Below are 15,525 nucleotides of genomic sequence, written 5' to 3' on the forward strand. Positions count from 1 at the left end.
CGTTATCAAAATCGTATTCGAACGTCAGCCGTTCGCCGCCGCTGTGGCGGTAGCCGACCACGCGCGGCAGGCCGTCTATCTCCTGCCAGCGGTATTCGCTCAGCAGGCCGTTGGCGTCCTCGTGGGCGCTCATCAGCCCGTCCTGCCAGCTGAAGCGTCGGCGCACGCTACCGCCCCGGCCGGTCACGGAGACCAGCTGGCGCTGTTCATCATAAGCGTAACTGACCAGGCAGATCTCGTCATCCAGCCAGGCGCCGAGGAGCCTGTCACGGTCGTAGCGGCAGACCACGCGCTGGCCCGCGCTGTCGGTCAGGGCATGCAGGGTATTATCCGCATTCCACTCGAAGAGGATATCGTTGCCGCAGGGTTCAGAGATGCGCTGGAGCAGCGACGGGGCATCATCCCGCAGCGGCGCATAGTGCCAGCGCTCGCCGCTGACGTCATACACCGACCAGCTGTCGTCCTGGTGATGTTCAAGCCAGTTTTTTTCGCTCTCGCAGTAGGTGCGCATGCCTTTCGGCACTTTCGGGAAGGCGACGTAATCGCCGGACGGCGCGCGCCACACCAGCCCGTCCTGATAGGGCTCCAGGCGGCTTTCCCAGAACAGGCTCCAGCCGCGGCCCAGCACGCTGTCGCCGGGGTTGCCGCTGCGCCAGTAGCGCTGCCAGCGCACCGGCAGGCGCGAAGGCAGTACGAAGTCCAGCTCATCATCCCCGCTGAGAAACTTCTGTCCGCTGACGATATCCACCGGGCGGGCGATGATCCCCGCGGCCGCCACGCCGGTCATCAGCGTACCGGCACGGCAGGCGATGCGGGCCAGCTTATTGATGCCGGGGATTTTGCCCAGCAGCTTAGAGAGTGCCCCGACTTTGCCGGCCGCTCCGCCCCAGCCGCCGAGAAGCCCGGCGAACAGCAGGGTCAGATCGGAAACCTTATAGAGCCACTCGGGCACTTCAGACTGAATGGGCAGGGTTTGCTGCGGATCGCCGCCGATAATAACGTTGTCCGAACCGGTCATCACCTTCGCGTCGCAGGTGGTGCGATCCCCGATGCGGGACGCAGGCTGGCTGTTAATGGAGACTCGCTTAGAGCCTTCGGCCATCTGCTGTGAGCCGTCGTCAGAACAGTCGACGGTGCTATCGGTGGCAAGGGCGGCGGGTTTACCGTTGATAAACACGTTGGGCGAGCCGGAGGTGATGACGCCTTTCTTCGTCATGCTGGACGCCCCGGCGTCGGCTATGCTGTCCCGGGCGGCGGTCGCCAGCTCCCCGGTGTAATAGCCCACGGCGAGGCTCGCGCCAACGAGCAGGACGCCCACGCCAAGACAGGAGGCGCCGAGACCCGCAATAAACATGGCCCCCGCCAGAATGCCCCCGGCGGCGGCAATCAGGCCACCGACAATCGTTCCGGCAATCATCCCGGCCAGCGCACCGGAGTGCCCGATATCATCATCAACGCGTGCAGCTTCAAACATAACGACTATCCCTGATGTTAATCGTGGAGGCGAAAGCTCCTGAGAAGATCGCCCAGCAGCGCGCCGTCAGCATCGCTCAGCGCACGTGCGCAGGTCATGGTGAAAACCAGAACGTTATCGCCATCGACGTTAAAAACGGCCTGCTGCTGCCAGATGCGCTTCGCGTCGCGCAGGTAGCTGGCGTGGACGATTTCGCCCTGTGAAAGGCTGTCGCCAAGCGTAGCGGAGCGGCGCTCACCCTGCTTCCAGCCTTTAAGATGTTTTGCCATCAGGGCGAGCTGGCGATCGATATACGCGGCAAGCGCTTCACCGGGGTTGAGGGCATCGCGGGAAATGTTGAACGCGGGCGCATCCCCGGCAGGCAGCGCGAAAACGTTGACGGTACGATCCTGATATCCATCAGGGAGGCTGATAAGCCCTTCATTTATATGATACTTCGGAGATGATTCTGACATTGAGCGGGTCCCACCACATTTTTCAGAAGCAGCAAGTTTCTCATATGTATTTGATACTGACTATCCCCCTGAAAAGAGAGAGCCGCGTCCGTTGTCTATACTCAACACACAACAGACAACGGAGTGCGCCATGCCCTTACCTGATTTCAAATCCTCTGAACCCTACACGCTCGGCATCGAGCTTGAGCTTCAGGTCGTCAACCCGCCGGGCTACGACCTGAGTCAGGACTCCTCCGCGCTGATCGCCGCCGTTAAAGACGACATTAAAGGCGGCGAGGTCAAACACGACATCACCGAAAGCATGCTCGAAATCGCCACCGGCGTGTGCCAGAACATCGACCAGGCGGCGGCGCAGCTCTCGGGGATGCAGCAGAGCATCCTGCGCGCGGCGTCCGAGCAGCATATTCAGATCTGCGGCGGCGGAACCCACCCGTTCCAGAAGTGGCAGCGTCAGGAGGTGTGTGACGATGAGCGCTATAACGTCACGCTGGAGCGCTTTGGCTATCTGATTTTACAGGCGACGGTGTTCGGCCAGCACGTGCACGTGGGGTGCCGAAACGGGGACGACGCCATTTATCTGCTGCACGGCCTGTCGCGCTTCGTGCCGCACTTTATCGCCCTCGCCGCGTCCTCCCCCTACATGCAGGGCACGGACACGAAGTTCTCCTCGTCGCGTCTTAACATCTTCTCCGGGTTCCCGGACAACGGCCAGATGCCGTGGGTCAACAGCTGGCAGGAGTTCGAGGGACTTTTCCGCCGCCTCAGCTCCACCAGCATGATCGACAGCATTAAGGATCTGCACTGGGACATCCGCCCCAGCCCGCACTTCGGCACCGTGGAGGTGCGGGTGATGGATACGCCGCTGACGCTCGGTCACGCCATTAATATCGCCGGGCTGATCCAGGCCACCTCGCACTGGCTGCTGACCGCGCGGCCGTATAAGCATCAGGAGCGGGATTTTCTGCTGTACCGCTTTAACCGTTTTCAGGCGTGCCGCTACGGGCTGGAGGGGATCCTGACGGACGTGCATACCGGCGAGCATAAAACCGTCGCGGAAGACATTGCGTGGCTGCTGGACCAGGTTGCGCCGTCGGCCGAGAAGCTCGGCGCAACGAGCGCGATTAAGGAAATTGCCCTGCTGTTAAAGCAGGGCAAGAGCGAGGCGCAGCGCATGCGCGACTTTATCGCCGACGGCGGCTCGCTTATTTCTCTGGTTCAGAAGCACAGCGAGCTATGGGCGACGAGTCCGTAAGGGCGTGCCCCCACTCGCGCAGGCGCTGGAACAGCACGAACAGCGCGGGGATGAAGAGGATCCCCACCACGGTCGCCACCAGCATGCCGCTGAACACCGTGGTGCCGATGATGCGGCGGCTCTGGGCACCGGCTCCGGTTGCCAGCATCATCGGCAGGACGCCGATAATGAACGACACGGCGGTCATCATCACCGCGCGAAAGCGGCGCGACGCCCCTTCCCGCGCGGCATCAACGATCGCCATCCCGTCCATTCGCCGCGCGCGGGCAAACTCCACGATAAGGATCGCGTTCTTGGCGGCAAGGGCTATCAGCAGCACCAGACCAATCTGCACGTACACGTCATTGGCGTAGCCGGCGCCCCACAGCCAGACCAGCGCCCCGCCGATGGCGAACAGCACCGAGAGCATCACGCTCGCCGGGAGCGTCCAGCTCTCGTACTGGGCGACGAGGAACAGCCACGCCATCACCACCGCCGCCAGCACGATCCATATCGCCTGGTTGCCGGTCTGCTGCTCCTGATACGACATGCCGCTCCAGGCATAGTCGTAACCCGCGGGCAGGCTCTGCGCCAGAATCTCGCCCATCGCCGCCATCGCGGTGCTGCTGCTCACCCCTTGTGCTGCCGAACCGCTCACCGATACCGACGGGAACTGGTTGTACTGCTGGATAAAGGGCGCGCCAACGGTCGGCGTGATGGTGACGAGGTTGCTCAGGCGCACCCGCTCGCCGCTGTTGCCGCGCACGAACAGCTCGCTGATTTGCTCCGCGCGCTCGCGCCACTGCATCTCGTTTTGCATCACCACGTGGTAGACGCGGTTGTTGACGCTGAAATCCCCGGCGCGCGTGCCGCCAAAGGCGGTTTGCAGGCTGCTGAAGATGCGGGACACCGGCACGTCGAGGCGGGCCGCGCGCTCGCGGTCAACGGTCAGCGTCAGCTGCGGCACGTTGCTGCTCCAGGTGGTGAATACGCGGCTCAGCTGCGGGTGCTGGTTGGCTTTCGCCAGCACCTCACGCGTCACGCGCTCCAGCTCCGCCGGGCTCTGCCCCGCCTGCGCCTGTATGCGCAGGTCGAAGCCGGAGGCGTTGCCCAGCCCCGGCAGCGTCGGCGGCGCAAAGGTCATGATGGTCGCTTCCGGCAGGGCCAGCAGCTGGCGCTGAAGGGTGCCCATCACCTCGTCCAGCGGCGGACGCTCGCTCCAGTCCTTCAGCATGATGGAGATAAACCCGCCGTTGGAGGCGCTGGTGCCGTTGAGGATGTTAAACCCGGACACCTGAATCACGTCTTCAACCGCCGGATTTTTGGCGATCAGCTCGCGCGCGATGGTCATCACCGCCTCGGTACGCTCCAGCGACGCCGCTTCCGGCAGCTGGACGCTGGCGAAGAAGTAGCCCTGGTCCTCCTGCGGCAGGAAGCCTTTTGGCATCGACGTAAAGCTGAACGCCACCACGGCCGCCGCGCCTGCGGTGGCCAGCAGCGCCAGCCACGGGCGCTGGTTGAATATCGTTACGATGCGGGTGTAGGCGCCGCGCGTGGCGTCCAGCCCCCGGTTGAATCCGCGGAAAATCGCCGCAGGCTTCGCCGGGCGCGGGCGCAGCAGCATGGCGCACAGGGCTGGCGTCAGGGTCAGCGCCACGAGGCTTGAAAGCGTCACGGCGGTGGAGAGCGTTACCGCAAACTGGCGGTACAGCTCGCCGACGATCCCCGGCAGCAGCGCCACCGGCACAAACACCGCCAGCAGCACCAGCGTCGTGGCAATCACCGGCCCGGCAATCTGGCGCAGCGCCAGGGCGGTGGCCGCCGTGCGGCTCTGCCCTTCCGCCATCAGCGTTTCGACGCTCTCTACCACCACGATGGCGTCATCCACCACCATGGTCAGCGCCAGAATAATGGCAAACAGGCTGAGGGTGTTGGCGGAGTAGCCCAGCGTGTAGAGCACCGCAAAGGTGCCCACCAGCGACACCGGAATGGCGAGGGCGACAATCAGCGTTGCCCGCCAGCTCTGCAGGAACAGAGACACCACAACGACCACCGCCAGCATCGTCAGCGCCAGGGAGACGCCAATCTCTTTGATGGTGGCGGCGACAAAGGTGGTGGTGTCGAACTTCACCTCATACGCCAGGTCGTCCGGGAAGCGCGTCGAGAGGCGCTCCAGCTCCGCGCGCACCGCGTCGGCGACGCGCAGGGCGTTGGCGGACGGGGTCGGATAGATGCCAAGATAGGCGGAGTCATGCCCGTTCAGCTGCGCGCCGGAGCTGTAGCTGCGCGAGCCGAGCTCGATGGTGGCGATATCCTTCAGGCGCACCAGCTGGCCCATTTCCCCCGCGCGGATAATAATGTCGGCAAACTCTTCGGCCTGGTTCAGTCGCCCCAGCCCGTTGATGGTCAGGGTCTGCTGCTGGCCGTTGAACACCGGCGGCGTGCCGACCTGGCCCGCCGCGCCCTGCACGTTCTGCTCGCGCAGCGCCTGCGCCACGTCGTCGGTCGTGACGTTCAGGGCGTTCATGCGGTCCGGGCGCAGCCAGATGCGCATGCTGTAGTCGCGCGCGCCAAACATCTGTACCTGCCCGACGCCCGGCAGACGCGACAGCGCCTCGCGCACCTGGGTGCTGGCGTAGTTGCTGACGAACAGCGGCGTGTGGGTGTTGTTCGGTGAGTAAAGACTTACCCCCATCATCAGGTTGGTGGCGCGCTTGCGTACCTGCACGCCGTTTTGCTGTGCCTCGGCGGGAAGCTGCGCCAGGGCCTGCGCCACGCGGTTTTGCACGTCGATGGCGGCAAGATCCGGGTCGGTACCCGCCGCGAAGGTGATGTTCAGGCTGTAAGTGCCTTCATCAGCGCTGGTGGACTCCATGTAAAGCATGTGGTCCACGCCGTTAAGCTGGGTCTCCAGCGGCGTAGCGATGGCCTCCGCCACGTCAGCCGAGCTGGCCCCCGGCCAGCTGGCAGAGACGTTGACCACCGGCGGCGTGATCTGCGGGTACTGCTCCACCGGAATAATTTTCAGCGCGATGGCCCCCAGCAGGGTGATGACCAGCGCAATCACCATCGCGAAGCGCGGGCGTTTGATGAAAAACGTCAGCATGATGGCTCCTTAATTCAGTATCTGGACGGCAGCGCCGGGCTGCACGCGCTGCGCGCCGTCAGCAATCGCTCGCTCACCGGGCTTCACGCCGGAGGCGATCTGAACCTGCTGGCCAATCTGCCCGGCAATTTTCAGCGGACGCATTTCGGCTTTGCCGTCGGCGTTAACCACCCAGGCAAAGAACCCGTCGCCGTTCTGCTGGACCGCGGCGGCTGGCAGGGTCAGCACGGGCTGTTTGCTGACGGGTCGCAGAAACACATTCGCATTGCCGCCGGGCAGCAGCTGATGGCGCGGGTTGGCGAACTCGGCGCGCAGCATCACGCTGGCGGTGCGCGGGTCGATGCGGTTATCCACCGACGTCAGCTCGCCGCTGATGCGCTCGCCGTTGCTGTCAATAACGGCCTGCCAGGCCTGTTTCATGGCGCCGATATCCGCATGCTGTCCGGCTTTGGTGGCAAACGCGCCCTCTTCCAGCGCAAAGGCGATGCGGATGGGATCGAGCTGTACCACCTCCACCAGCACGCCGCTTGCGGGGTTGACCAGGCTACCGACGTGGAAGCTGCTGTGCCCCACGCGGCCGTCAATCGGTGAGGTGATGCGCGTGTAGTTAAGGGTGACGTTGCGGGTCTCCAGCCGGGCTTTCGCCTGCTCGAGGGCGGCGCTGGCAACGTCGCGCTGCATGCGGGCGTTGTCCACGTCGTGGCGGCTGATGGCGTTGCTGCTGCCCAGGCTTTCAAAGCGGGAAAGCTGCTGCTGCGCCTGACGCAGCGTGGCTTCGGCGCTTCTTACCTCAGCCTGCGCCAGACGCACGGCGGCGCGCGGCTCGGCGTCGTCCAGCTCAAACAGCACGTCACCTTTTTTGACGTACTGCCCGTCGCGGAAGTTGATTTTGGTTATCACGCCTTCCGTGCGCGCGCGCAGCTCAACGGTGTGGATGGCTTCGATGCGGCCCGGGATCTGGCGCCCGGCGGCGTGGTCGATCTGCTCCACGGTGGCAACGCGAACGGGGATGGCGGCGGCAAAGGCGGGCTGCAGGGTAGCGGCGAGGAGTGCGAACAGGAGCGGGAGTTTCATGGGAGTACCTCAGTATTTTCCCCTCACCCTAACCCTCTCCCCAAAGGGGAGAGGGGACGTAAACACCCTCTCCCCTTTGGGGAGAGGGCAGGGTGAGGGGTAAGGTTTTAGTTATGCAGCCTTACGGAACCTGCGGGTGAGTCGCTTCTCGATTTCAACGACGAAGAACATCACGCCCGCTACCGCAAGCGTCACGAACCAGTAGCGCAGCGGCAGCGCTTCGGTGCCGAACAGCATCTGCATAAACGGCAGGTAGATAATGGCCGCCTGGAGCAGGAACAGTACGCCCGTTACCAGCCAGATCCCTTTGTTCGCCAGCAGGCCGCGGTTCAGGGAGAACCCTTCGGTGTTGCGGCAGTTAATCATGTACACCCACTGGGCGCAGACCAGCATCTGCAGCAGCACGGTGCGGATGAACTCCGCGCTGTGGCCGCGCGGGGCCAGCCAGGCTTCGAGCGCAAAGGCGGCGATGGCGATCATGGTGCCGACGAAGGCCACGCGCCAGACGGCGTAGGCGTCCATTACGTGCTGTCCGGTCTGGCGCGGCGGGCGGCGCATAATGTTGCGCTCGGCGGCTTCAAACGCCAGGCCGAAGGAGAGCGTGGCGGAGGTCGCCATGTTCATCCACAGGATCAGCACCGGCGTCAGCGGAATGATGTTCCCCGCCAGCAGCGCAATCACAATCAGCAGCCCCTGCGCCAGGTTGGTCGGCATGATGAACAGGATGGTCTTCTTCAGGTTGTCGTAAACGCGACGCCCCTCTTTCACCGCGCTGGCGATAGTGGCGAAGTTATCGTCCGTCAGGACCATGTCCGCCGCCTCTTTGGTCACTTCGGTGCCTTTGATGCCCATCGCGATGCCCACGTCGGCCTGACGCAGCGCCGGGGCATCGTTCACGCCGTCGCCGGTCATGCCGACGATTTCACCTTTCTCCTGCAGCGCTTTCACCAGGCGCAGCTTATGCTCCGGGCTGGTTCGGGCGAAGATGTCATACTTCACCGCCGCGTCCGCCAGCTCGGCGTCGTCCATTTTTTCCAGCTGATAGCCGGTCACCGCCTGCTCGCTGTTGGTGATCCCCAGCATCTGGCCGATGCTCATCGCCGTCTGCGGGTGATCCCCGGTGATCATCTTCACGCGGATCCCCGCCTGCTGGCAGGCGCCGATTGCGTCAATCGCTTCCGGGCGCGGCGGATCCATCATCCCGGCGATGCCGAGGAAGATCAGGCCGTGGCTCAGGTCGTCGTGCGTCAGCGCCTGCTCGCCGTTTGCCGGCCTGAACGCTGCCGCCACCATGCGCAGCCCCTGACGCGCGTAGCGCTCCATCTCGGCTTCCCAGTAGCCCAGGCTGAAGGCTTCCGCACCGTTACGGGTCAGCTGCTGCGCGCACAGGGCGAAAATCACGTCCGGCGCGCCGGTGATTAAAATCTGCTCCTCACCGCCAATCTGGTAGTGGGTGCTCATGTACTTGTACTGCGAGTCGAACGGGATCTTGTTAACCAGCGTGGTCATGACCGGCGCCAGGCGGGCTTTCGCCGCCAGCACCTTTAGCGCGCCCTCGGTAGGCCCACCGGTAATGCCCCACAGACCGCGCTCGTCCTGAATCAGCTGGCTGTCGTTACACAGGTCAACGGTGCGCAGGTACTGCTCCAGCACGGTGCCCGGCTGGATCTGCACCGGCTCGTCGCTGCCTTCCAGGTAGATATTGCCCACCGGCTCGTAGCTGTTGCCGTCCACGCGGTAGCAGGCGTCAGCGGTGATGATGGCTTTGACCGTCATCTCGTTCATGGTCAGGGTGCCGGTTTTGTCCGAGCAGACCACGGTCATCGCGCCCAGGGTTTCAACCGTAGGCAGCTTGCGGATGATGGCCCGCTTGCGCGCCATCGCCTGTACGCCCAGGGAGAGGATGATGGAGATGATCGCTGGCAGACCTTCCGGTACGGAGGCCACCGCCAGGCTGATCAGAGAGAGCAGCAGCTCGCCCATCGGGATCTCGCGGAACGCCAGGCTGAAGATAAACAGCGCGGCCATCATCGCCAGAATAATGGCGAAGATCGCCTTGCCCAGCTTGTCCATCTGCACCAGCAGCGGCGTGCGGTGTTTTTCGATGCCCGCCATCATCTGGTTGATGTGGCCGAGTTCCGTCTCCTGCCCGGTGGCAGTCACCACGCCGACGCCACCGCCCGCGCTTACCGTCGTGCCGGAGAAAACCAGGTTCGTGCGGTCGCCCAGCGGTAATTCGCCGCTCAGCGGGTTGGTGTGTTTGTCCACGACCGTGGATTCACCGGTCAGAATCGCCTCTTCAACGCGTAAATTATGCGCTTCAATTAAACGCATATCCGCCGGAATACGATCCCCCGCGCGTAAAACAATAATATCGCCCGGGACGATTTCCGTCGTCGGTATCGTTTCATGGTTGCCGTTGCGAATAACGCGCGCTTCGCTGGAGAGCATATTGCGAATACTCTTCAGCGATTTTTCCGCGTTGCTTTCCTGAATGTGGCCAATTAAGGCATTGATGACCGCCACGCCAAGAATGACCAGCGTATCGACCCAGTGCCCCATTACCGCCGTTAAAACGGCAGCCGCCAGCAGAACATAAATCAGCACGTCGTTAAAATGCGCGAGAAAACGCAGCCAGCCCGGCTTGCCTTTTTTCTCCGGCAGCGCGTTAGGGCCATGTTTTTGCAAACGCGCCTGCGCGTCTGCCCGGTCCAGGCCGCTGGCCTGGCTACGGGTGTGAGCAAGGACCTGCTCGACGGACTGCTGGTACGCCTGCCCGCCTGCGGGTGGCATATTCTGTGAGAGATTTTTTTTGGTCATGGTATTTTTCCTTCAATATCCGGTGGACGGAAGCCGGAATTCCTTTCTGGCTTTAATTAATTCATTTTTAAGTCTTGCGGGTTAAATTGATCTACCGCAATATAATGACTACCAGGTTATTCAAAACTGATTAAAATTATTTCGACGCGCTGATTTTTACAAAATATTTCTAAACCAACATTAAACGAGGAGGAAGCATGTTTGGTATTTATCGCGGACGGCGCCTGGCGTTATACATTGTCGCAGCCATTGTTATTGCCACGTTAATTGGCTATAGCACCTATAGCTTTGTAAAATTATTTTCGTAAAGAAGACGTTTATTTACATAACGCGATATTAATTTAATCGGCCCGGGAATAATATTCTTTTCTGGTTATTTATTCGCAGAATAACGGTGGCCTTTGACTCAATTTTGCCAGCCGGGATTATATTGCTTTACGTTTCAGGATGCCGGACAATGACATTTTTAACTGACGATTAACATTACGATGAAACACCCGTTAGAATCGCTGCTTACCGCGGGAGGCATTTTATTGCTGGCCCTGCTCTCCTGCCTGCTGTTACCCGCGCCGTCGCTTGGGCTGGTGCTGGCGCAAAAGCTGGTTCAGACCTTTCACATGGTCGATCTGAATCAGCTTTACACCATCCTGTTCTGCCTGTGGTTTTTAGCGCTCGGCGCCATCGAGTTCTTTATCCTGCGTTTCGTCTGGCGCCGCTGGTTTTCACTGGCGTCGTAAGCCGGTGAAATCGCGCATCCCGTGGATCAGCGCTTCACACCAGGCCGCATAGTCGTGACCGCTGGACCACGGATGGAAGCTGACGCGGTAGCCTTTCTCCCGCAGAATCTGTTCAAAATCCAGGGTGGTACGATAAATGCCGCCGCCCGGCCCCGCGGTTTCAAACTTCCCGGCCTGAAGCCAGAAGCGTACCGGATAGTGCGGCGACTGCTGGTACTGACGCGTCAGCCAGCCGGGCGCTTCGCCCTTCGGCGCCCACCAGTAAGAGCCGGAAAGGCTTAGCACGTTGCCAAACAGGCGCGGGTAGCGCAGCGCCACCCATGACGACGCAATGCCCCCGTAGCTTGACCCCGCCAGCACCGTTTTCTGCCGCTGCATCGCAATGCCCTGCCCCCGCAGCCACGGCAGCAGCTCGTGCGCCATAAAATCGGCGAAATCCGGATTCGGCGGCAGCTCCTTGCCGCGTCGGGCATGATCGAGGCTGTCGATAAACACCACGTTAATCGCCGGCAGGCGATGGCGGGCAATCAGACCATCCAGCACGTTGGCAAAATGATACTCGTCCTGATAAATCTGTCCGTCGAAGAGGATTAACGTCCAGCGTGCGGGCTGTGCGCCGCGCGGTTTGTAGATCGTCACTTCGCGAGAATTGCCGAGGATGGTGCTGCTCAGCATCTGGCGGCTCAGCGTCCCGTGCACTAGCGGCTGTGCCGTAGCCTGGACGGAGCAATAGCGCGCCGGGCTGAGATCGAGCAGGGATGAGCGATTCCAGCGATCGAACTTCTGTTCCCCAAAGGCGTTCGGATTAAGCGGATCGGCCTGCGCGCTCACCAGGATCGCGCGGCGCTGGTCGCGAGGGGAGCCCTCAACGATCGGCACATCGGGCGCAAGCTTGTACTGCATCACCGTGTCGGCGGGCACCACGTAGCTGCGGAACCAGACGTCGCTGTTGCCCAGTCTGAACAGCGGATCGTGATCCCCCGCCGGAGAGCCGAGAATAAAGACGTTATTCCGCGCGCCGCGCCACAGGAAGGTCACACGCCTGTGGCGCGCGTCCACCGGCTCCACCATCGGCGTTCCCTCCCGGACTTGCGTCTGCCAGAACGCGTCGGTACTGCCACCGGCAGCCACCGTTTTTGCCAGCGCCCGAAGCGTCGGGCTTTCCGGCTCCAGCATCTGCACGCGCGGTAACGCGGAGGTCTCTTTCATCCGCCACTGAAAACGCCACGGCTTGCCCGCCTCGCCGCGCAGCAGCAGGGAGGTGCCCTGCTTCACCGGCAGGGCAAAAAGCAGCGTGTGTTCACCATCCGCAGGCCCGCTTTCGACCAGCGTACGGATGCGACGGTTTTGCTCGTCCAGCAGGCGTGCATCCGTCACGCCGTTCAGCGTGGCGGAAACGTAATTTTCACCCAGCTCGGGCAGCAAAAAGCAGACTTCTCCGCTGGCGTCAAACTTTCCCTGAACGTCTCCCAGCAGGGACGACTGTTCGCACGTTGCCGCCACGGCGGGCAGCGCGCCGATCCCCATCAGCAACCCACTCCATACCCTTTTCATTAATGCTTGTTCCAGAACGAAATTTGGCACTAACGCTAATGCAAATGTTAATGATTTGCAATATCATCAAATTATTGCAGTCGAAGGACGTTTAGGAGAGAGACGGTGAATTATCGCGGCCAGGAAGGGTTTGTCCCCTCACCCTAACCCTCTCCCCGATGTACGGTCCGGGGACATGGTAGACAGGTGTTCGGGGACATGGTGAACACTTTTTAACATCCTTTACCCATGGTGATCGACTTTTTCTTCAGGTCGATCACCCCCACTTTCGTGCTGTACCACCACACCTCGTAGCGGCCGTCTTCCTGCATCTCCTTCAGCCCGACCCGTTCTCCCCTGAACGCCTTGCCTGCGCTCAGACTTACCCCTTTCACGCTCAGCTTTCCGCTGATATCCACTTTCCTGACCATCACGCCCTCGTCGTATTCCGGGGGCGGTGTGTTGCCGCTGTACTGCCGTGCAGACGGCTTATACCGCGAGCCCGGTACCGCCATATCCAGCGCCTCATGCGGGCGTTCAAGGTTATAGACCGTCCGCCAGTGGTCGAAGGCGCGCTGCAGTTCGCCCTCGTTCGCGAACCACTTCCCCTGCAGCACCTCCGTCTTCAGGCTGCGGTGAAAACGCTCCAGCTTGCCCTGCGTCTGCGGATGATACGGCCGGGAGTGCCCCACCCGGATACCATGGCGCATCAGCCACAGCTCCAGCGCCGTCCAGGTGCCGGTGGTATCTCCCCACGGGGCGCCGTTGTCCATTGTCATCCGGTCCGGCAGGCCGTAGCGTTCAAACACGCTGACCAGCAGCTGCTGCACGGTCTCGCGCCGTTCATCGGTACAGTGCGCCAGGCACAGGGAAAAACGGGAGTGGTCGTCCAGCAGGGTGAGCGGATGGCAGCGGCCACCGCCAAAGGGAAAGTGGCCCTTAAAATCCATCTGCCAGAGGCGGTTCGGCGCGTCATGTTCGAACCGCCCCGTGGCGGGAATGCCCGGTGAAGTGCCCGGCAACAGACCATGGCGGGCCATAAGGTTATGGACGGTGCTGAAGGCGGGCATAGTGTGCCCCTGGTCTTCGAGCCAGTGCTTTATCTTGCGCGCGCCCCAGCGTTGATGGCGGTCATGGGCCATACGCAGCAGGGCAGTGATGTCGTCAGATGAGCGGTTCGGGGAATGGTGCGGTATGCGCGGGCGGTCCTGAAGGCCGGAGGCACCTTCCTCTCCCCAGCGGCGAAGCCACTTGTAGCCGGTGGCAGGTGAAATGCCAAAGTGACGGCAGAGGGAACGGATGTTCGCCCCGTCCTGCGAGGCGAACAAAACAAACTCGGTACGTAATGACATGGTATCTCTCGCATCCCAGGGCATAAGCGACTCCATAAGCGGGTTCTTATGCCTTAGTTGTAAGTGTCTACCATGTCCCCGAACAAGTGTTCACGATGTCCCCGGACCGTACACCCGAGGGGAGAGGGGATCGCTCAGTGCTCGCATTAATTTGTGGGGAACCCTCGGCCACAAAGGAGTAGGGACGATTACACCCTCTCCCCTTTGGGGAGAGGGCCGGGGTGAGGGGGAAGGTATTTCAGTGCGCCCGACTATGATTCTCTTTGCGGTACGCGCCGGGCGGCTGGTGGAAGGTGCGGGTGAAGATGCGCGTAAACGTCTGCTGCGAGTCAAAGCCGTAGCGCAGGCAGATGTCGTAGACGCGTTCGTCTGATTCACGCAGATCGCGCGCCGCCAGCAGCAGCTTGCGTTCGCGGATGTAGCGCCCCAGACTTTCGCCTTTGTACTGCATAAACAGCCGCTGCAAATGCCATTTTGAGTAACCCGCGTGGCGGGCAATCTCCTCGATGCGTAACGGCTGGTGTAGATTGTCATCGATCCATTCGACAATGGTTTCAATGACCTGAGCGGAAATTGTCATACTGCTCTCCCCCTCTGCTTCTCGCTTGAACATTATTCCCACCACTCGCGAAATTCTTGCGTGGTATCACTCACCCGAACGGGCTCGCCCAGCTCCGGCGTCAGCAGCCGGTAGTTTTTATCCTTACTGGCTCTCGCCAGCTGGATCAGCGGATCGTTCCAGGTGTGCTTCGCCAGCACGAAACGTCCGTTATGCCCAGGCACGACCGCTTTGGCATTCAGATCCGCCGAGGCCTGCGCGGTTTCTTCCGGATGCATGTGGATGTACTTCCAGTCCTGGTCGTACTGGCCGTTTTCCATGATGGCCAGGTCCACCCCGCCGAACTGCTCGCCGATGGCTTTGAAGTGCGGGCCATAGCCCGAGTCACCGCTGTAGTAGATCTTCTGCGCCGGGGTGACAAACATAAAGCTGCCCCACAGGGTCTGGTCACGCTTAATGCCGCGCCCGGAGAAGTGGCGCGCCGGCAGCACGTGCACCGTCAGGTCATCGGTAATGTGCACCGACTGGTTCCAGTCGCGCTCGCTGACGATCGCCGGATCCATACCCCAGTAGCGCAGATGCGATCCCACGCCCAGCGGCGTTACCGCGCGCTTTACCTTCGGCAGTAACGCCCGGATGGTGGCGTAATCCAGATGGTCGTAGTGATCGTGAGAGATAATCAGCAGGTCAATTTCGGGCATGCTCTGCGCGCTCCACGGATACTCCCCCGCAAAGGCTTTATTGAGGAAGGAAAACGGCGCGGCGTAGTTACCCAGAACCGGATCGATCAGGATGCGTTGCCCCGCCAGCTGCATATACCAGGACGAGTGACCGAGCCACACCAGCGTGTCCTGCTCAGGCGGCAGGCTCGCGAGATCGGTTTTCACCAGCGGCAGCGGCTGCGCGGGACGGGCGTTTTCGGTTTTACGGGTCAGGAACTGCCACCACGCCACCAGCATATTTTGTTGCCCGGTAAAGCCCGGCGTAGGGAGCGTGTTGTGGAATTTCCCGTCGCGATACTGCGGGGAGGCTTCCACTTCGGTAAGCTGCGCACCCTGCGGTGGCTGGCCAAATCCGGCATTCAGAACAAACGGTAAACTGGCAGCTGAAGCAATAATCATGACTAACACCACGCAGATGAATAGAGGCTTTTTCATGTCCTGACCCGCCAACGCGCCCCGTCC

General features: G+C 61.6%; 10 protein-coding genes and 1 pseudogene. 2 read left to right on the forward strand and 9 right to left on the reverse strand.

Going from position 1 to position 15,525, the window contains the following annotated elements; all coding sequences use genetic code 11:
• The coding region (locus MOQ06_RS12360) for a PAAR domain-containing protein (protein ID WP_242173297.1) at positions 1-1,474 on the reverse strand (1,474 nt) is incomplete at its 3' end.
• 17 nt (positions 1,475-1,491) lie between these two features.
• Complete coding sequence (locus MOQ06_RS12365; RefSeq protein ID WP_242173299.1) at positions 1,492-1,929, reverse strand: DUF1795 domain-containing protein; 438 nt, start codon at positions 1,927-1,929, stop codon at positions 1,492-1,494.
• A 130-nt stretch (positions 1,930-2,059) separates the two neighbouring features.
• Here MOQ06_RS12365 and MOQ06_RS12370 point away from each other — a divergent pair, with 130 nt between their 5' ends.
• Positions 2,060-3,181, forward strand: coding sequence for a YbdK family carboxylate-amine ligase (locus tag MOQ06_RS12370; RefSeq protein WP_242173300.1), 1,122 nt, complete (start codon positions 2,060-2,062; stop codon positions 3,179-3,181).
• Here MOQ06_RS12370 and MOQ06_RS12375 read toward each other — a convergent pair.
• The 3 genes from MOQ06_RS12375 to MOQ06_RS12385 form a co-directional block, all read right to left on the reverse strand.
• Positions 3,132-6,266: an efflux RND transporter permease subunit gene (locus MOQ06_RS12375; RefSeq protein ID WP_242173303.1), complete on the reverse strand. Its 3,135-nt coding sequence runs from the start codon at positions 6,264-6,266 to the stop codon at positions 3,132-3,134. The two genes, MOQ06_RS12370 and MOQ06_RS12375, sit on opposite strands and share 50 nt — an antisense overlap.
• Positions 6,267-6,275: 9 nt before the next feature.
• Positions 6,276-7,340: an efflux RND transporter periplasmic adaptor subunit gene (locus MOQ06_RS12380; RefSeq protein WP_193355962.1), complete on the reverse strand. Its 1,065-nt coding sequence runs from the start codon at positions 7,338-7,340 to the stop codon at positions 6,276-6,278.
• Positions 7,341-7,451: 111 nt separating this feature from the next.
• A complete protein-coding gene (locus MOQ06_RS12385; RefSeq protein WP_242173304.1) occupies positions 7,452-10,160 on the reverse strand; it encodes a cation-transporting P-type ATPase in 2,709 nt (902 codons plus the stop codon).
• Positions 10,161-10,648: 488 nt separating this feature from the next.
• Between MOQ06_RS12385 and MOQ06_RS12390 the strand changes: the two genes are divergently transcribed.
• Entirely contained in the window at positions 10,649-10,897 is a 249-nt protein-coding gene (locus tag MOQ06_RS12390; protein ID WP_176610978.1) for a DUF1158 domain-containing protein, read from the forward strand.
• Here the strand turns inward: MOQ06_RS12390 and MOQ06_RS12395 are convergent.
• The 4 genes and pseudogenes from MOQ06_RS12395 to MOQ06_RS12410 all read right to left on the reverse strand — a co-directional run bounded on the left by MOQ06_RS12395 (position 10,883) and on the right by MOQ06_RS12410 (position 15,498).
• A complete protein-coding gene (locus MOQ06_RS12395; RefSeq protein WP_242173306.1) occupies positions 10,883-12,451 on the reverse strand; it encodes an alpha/beta hydrolase-fold protein in 1,569 nt (522 codons plus the stop codon). The two genes, MOQ06_RS12390 and MOQ06_RS12395, sit on opposite strands and share 15 nt — an antisense overlap.
• 138 nt (positions 12,452-12,589) lie before the next feature.
• Positions 12,590-13,818 (reverse strand): annotated as a pseudogene (locus tag MOQ06_RS12400) (IS481 family transposase).
• Between the two features lie 202 nt (positions 13,819-14,020).
• Positions 14,021-14,362, reverse strand: coding sequence for a RamA family antibiotic efflux transcriptional regulator (locus MOQ06_RS12405; RefSeq protein WP_148419361.1), 342 nt, complete (start codon positions 14,360-14,362; stop codon positions 14,021-14,023).
• Between the two features lie 32 nt (positions 14,363-14,394).
• A complete protein-coding gene (locus tag MOQ06_RS12410; protein ID WP_193355959.1) occupies positions 14,395-15,498 on the reverse strand; it encodes an MBL fold metallo-hydrolase in 1,104 nt (367 codons plus the stop codon).
• Positions 15,499-15,525 lie beyond the last annotated feature (27 nt).

This window comes from Enterobacter sp. I4 (genome assembly GCF_022669095.1).
Lineage (GTDB): Bacteria > Pseudomonadota > Gammaproteobacteria > Enterobacterales > Enterobacteriaceae > Enterobacter > Enterobacter pasteurii.

What these genes read in the sequence shown, in the direction of transcription:
- MOQ06_RS12385 (WP_242173304.1), bottom strand. Translation starts at nt 10,160, where the DNA reads ATGACCAAAAAAAATCTCTCACAGAATATGCCACCCGCAGGCGGGCAG.
- MOQ06_RS12375 (WP_242173303.1), bottom strand. Translation starts at nt 6,266, where the DNA reads ATGCTGACGTTTTTCATCAAACGCCCGCGCTTCGCGATGGTGATTGCG.
- MOQ06_RS12405 (WP_148419361.1), bottom strand. Translation starts at nt 14,362, where the DNA reads ATGACAATTTCCGCTCAGGTCATTGAAACCATTGTCGAATGGATCGAT.
- MOQ06_RS12390 (WP_176610978.1), top strand. Translation starts at nt 10,649, where the DNA reads ATGAAACACCCGTTAGAATCGCTGCTTACCGCGGGAGGCATTTTATTG.
- MOQ06_RS12395 (WP_242173306.1), bottom strand. Translation starts at nt 12,451, where the DNA reads ATGAAAAGGGTATGGAGTGGGTTGCTGATGGGGATCGGCGCGCTGCCC.
- MOQ06_RS12380 (WP_193355962.1), bottom strand. Translation starts at nt 7,340, where the DNA reads ATGAAACTCCCGCTCCTGTTCGCACTCCTCGCCGCTACCCTGCAGCCC.
- MOQ06_RS12410 (WP_193355959.1), bottom strand. Translation starts at nt 15,498, where the DNA reads ATGAAAAAGCCTCTATTCATCTGCGTGGTGTTAGTCATGATTATTGCT.
- MOQ06_RS12365 (WP_242173299.1), bottom strand. Translation starts at nt 1,929, where the DNA reads ATGTCAGAATCATCTCCGAAGTATCATATAAATGAAGGGCTTATCAGC.
- MOQ06_RS12370 (WP_242173300.1), top strand. Translation starts at nt 2,060, where the DNA reads ATGCCCTTACCTGATTTCAAATCCTCTGAACCCTACACGCTCGGCATC.